The following is a 2,002-nucleotide window of genomic DNA, read 5'->3' on the forward strand; positions in this document are numbered from 1 at the left end:
GCCGCAGCTGCGGCCCTTCGGCCCGGTCGACCAGCTGGTCACGGCGCTGACGCCGCCATTGAAGAACATCGGCCCGCCGGAATCGCCCTGGCATGCACCTGCGCCGGGCTGCTTGCCGGCGCCGGTGGGGTCCGCAGCCCAGAGCAGGACGCGGCCTGGGCCGTAGGGCTCGACCGTCGTCAGAAGCGCGGAGCGATAGGTGCCCGTGCTGCGGGCATCGCCCTCGCGGGCGACGCCATAGCCGGCGAGCGTCACGGAACTGCCGGCGCGCGGGAGCGAGCCCTCGATCAAGGTTGCCGGGGCGAAGCGCGTCGGCAACGGCTCGGAGAGCCTGATCAAGGCGAGGTCGATCGAGCGCCGGCGGCTGCGGATTGCGCCTGCGTCGAATTCGGGGTGCAGGCTGACCGTAGCCGGTGCGATCAGCACAGGCTCGCCGCCCTCGCGCCAATGGATCCGCAACTCCGCGCCGCCGGAGGCGCAGTGAGCGGCCGTGAGGATGGCCCGCGCCGACAGGACGATGCCGCTGCAGACCCCGCCACGGGCGTTGAGCACCATCAAGGTCGAGTTCGCGGCAGGCCCACCCTCCTGACCGCCGACGACGGCCCGCGCGGGCAGGGCGTCGAAGCCGCAGGCCATGCCGCCGAGCGTTGTGGCGACGATCCAGTTCGCGATGCGCATCGGGCGCTCCTTTCCACGGAGGCGCTGATAGCGCGCCGCGCTCCGCAAATGAACCTCTCGGTCAGTCTTTTGAAGGGGACGATCATGACGCCGCTCGCTTTGGCTCCGCCGCTGGCCGAGCCGGTCACGCTTGCCGAGGCCAGGCGCTTCCTGCGCCTTGACCAGAATGACGAGGACGATTTGCTGACGACGCTGATCACGGCCGCGCGGCTGATGATCGAGGCCGCGTCGGGCCGTTGCCTGATCGAGCAGCGTTGGCGGATCGTGCTCGATCGTTGGCCGGCCGGTGGAGAGATCCGGCTGCCGCTTTCTCCCGTCTCGCGGATCGAGGACGCACGGGTCTATGACATGCTCGGCGCGCCGCAGCCCGTGGCGACAGCGGCGCTCGCTCTGGATGGCATGTCCGATCCGCCGCTGATCCGCGTCGACAACGCGGGGGTCAGCTGGAACGGCCCCGCGATCGTGCCAAAGCCTGGTACGACGACCTGCCAGTCGCGGATCGCGCCGTCGAAGAAGATCTGGCGTACCAGCGTGTCGGAGGCTTCGTCCTTGAAGATGCCGGCGCCGCTGATGCTGGCGCGGCGCACGCCGGCCCCGGCCAGCAACTCGCGCCAGCGTCCGGCCGATTCCGAATGCGTCACGTCGACGGCTTCGGCGTTGAAGGCGATCTGGCGCGCCCTCAGGCCTGCCACCGTGACGAAGGCTCCGGCGTCATCCGCCGCCTTGAGCAGCAGGTCCTTGCCCTTCTGTGCCGCCATGCGGCGTCTCCTTCCATGTCAGAGAGTTTCGGTGACGGCGCGGAAGCGGATCGTCACATGGCCGAGCCCGCTGCGTGGCTCGCGGGCGAGCCGGCTCGACAGCCACCGCAGATTGACCAGCGCATGCCCCTCGAGCGCGAGGTCCGCTTCATCCAGAGCGTCGACGACCAGCCGGGCCGCCTCCAGGGCCTGCCGCGACGAGGCGCTCTGCGCAGCCCAGACGACAAGCGCGATTTCCTGCTCGCAACCGCGATCGCTGCCGGTCGACCAGTCGCGCGCTTCGACATCGCCATGCACGACATAGAGTCCGCGCGCGGCGCGCGGGGCCTCGTCATGGATGCGGCCGGGGCCGATCAGTGCCGCCAGCGCTCCATCCGCTTCCAGCCGGGCCTGAACTGCCGCCCGCAAGGCCAGGATCGGATCGCTCATGGCTTCGCTTCCCCGACGAGGCAGACGAGCCGCCGGCGCGAACCATCTGGATCGGAGACGGCCCGGATGTCGAAGATGCGGTCGCCGTCGCGCAGTCGCTTCCCGGCGTCGAGATCGGGGCGCCAGCGCAGTGTCAC

The 2,002-nt window shown here is 70.4% G+C and carries 4 protein-coding genes and 1 pseudogene; 1 reads left to right on the forward strand and 4 read right to left on the reverse strand.

What is annotated here, in order from left to right; all coding sequences use genetic code 11:
- The coding region (locus ACIPIA_RS15055; protein WP_400510716.1) for a S1 family peptidase at nucleotides 1-678 on the reverse strand (678 nt) is incomplete at its 3' end.
- Nucleotides 679-762: 84 nt separating this feature from the next.
- Here ACIPIA_RS15055 and ACIPIA_RS15060 point away from each other — a divergent pair.
- Nucleotides 763-1,044, forward strand: a pseudogene (locus ACIPIA_RS15060) (head-tail connector protein); the annotation flags it as partial.
- On the opposite strand, the gene ACIPIA_RS15065 reads toward ACIPIA_RS15060, so the two are convergent.
- The 3 genes from ACIPIA_RS15065 to ACIPIA_RS15075 are packed head-to-tail and all read right to left on the reverse strand — an operon-like array spanning nucleotide 1,020 to nucleotide 2,002.
- Nucleotides 1,020-1,436: a phage major tail protein, TP901-1 family gene (locus ACIPIA_RS15065; RefSeq protein ID WP_400510717.1), complete on the reverse strand. Its 417-nt coding sequence runs from the start codon at nucleotides 1,434-1,436 to the stop codon at nucleotides 1,020-1,022. The pseudogene ACIPIA_RS15060 and the gene ACIPIA_RS15065 overlap by 25 nt on opposite strands.
- An 18-nt stretch (nucleotides 1,437-1,454) precedes the next feature.
- Entirely contained in the window at nucleotides 1,455-1,865 is a 411-nt protein-coding gene (locus ACIPIA_RS15070) for a DUF3168 domain-containing protein (protein WP_400510718.1), read from the reverse strand.
- Nucleotides 1,862-2,002 (reverse strand): phage head completion protein, encoded by a 141-nt coding sequence (locus ACIPIA_RS15075; RefSeq protein WP_400510720.1) that lies wholly within the window; start codon nucleotides 2,000-2,002, stop codon nucleotides 1,862-1,864. Before ACIPIA_RS15075 ends, ACIPIA_RS15070 begins: the two co-directional genes overlap by 4 nt.

The sequence above is a fragment of the Allobosea sp. CER48 genome, assembly GCF_044752385.1.
Lineage (GTDB): Bacteria > Pseudomonadota > Alphaproteobacteria > Rhizobiales > Beijerinckiaceae > Allobosea.

Coding starts and splice junctions, on each gene's coding strand:
- ACIPIA_RS15070 (WP_400510718.1), bottom strand. CDS start 1,865: ATGAGCGATCCGATCCTGGCCTTGCGGGCGGCAGTTCAGGCCCGGCTG.
- ACIPIA_RS15065 (WP_400510717.1), bottom strand. CDS start 1,436: ATGGCGGCACAGAAGGGCAAGGACCTGCTGCTCAAGGCGGCGGATGAC.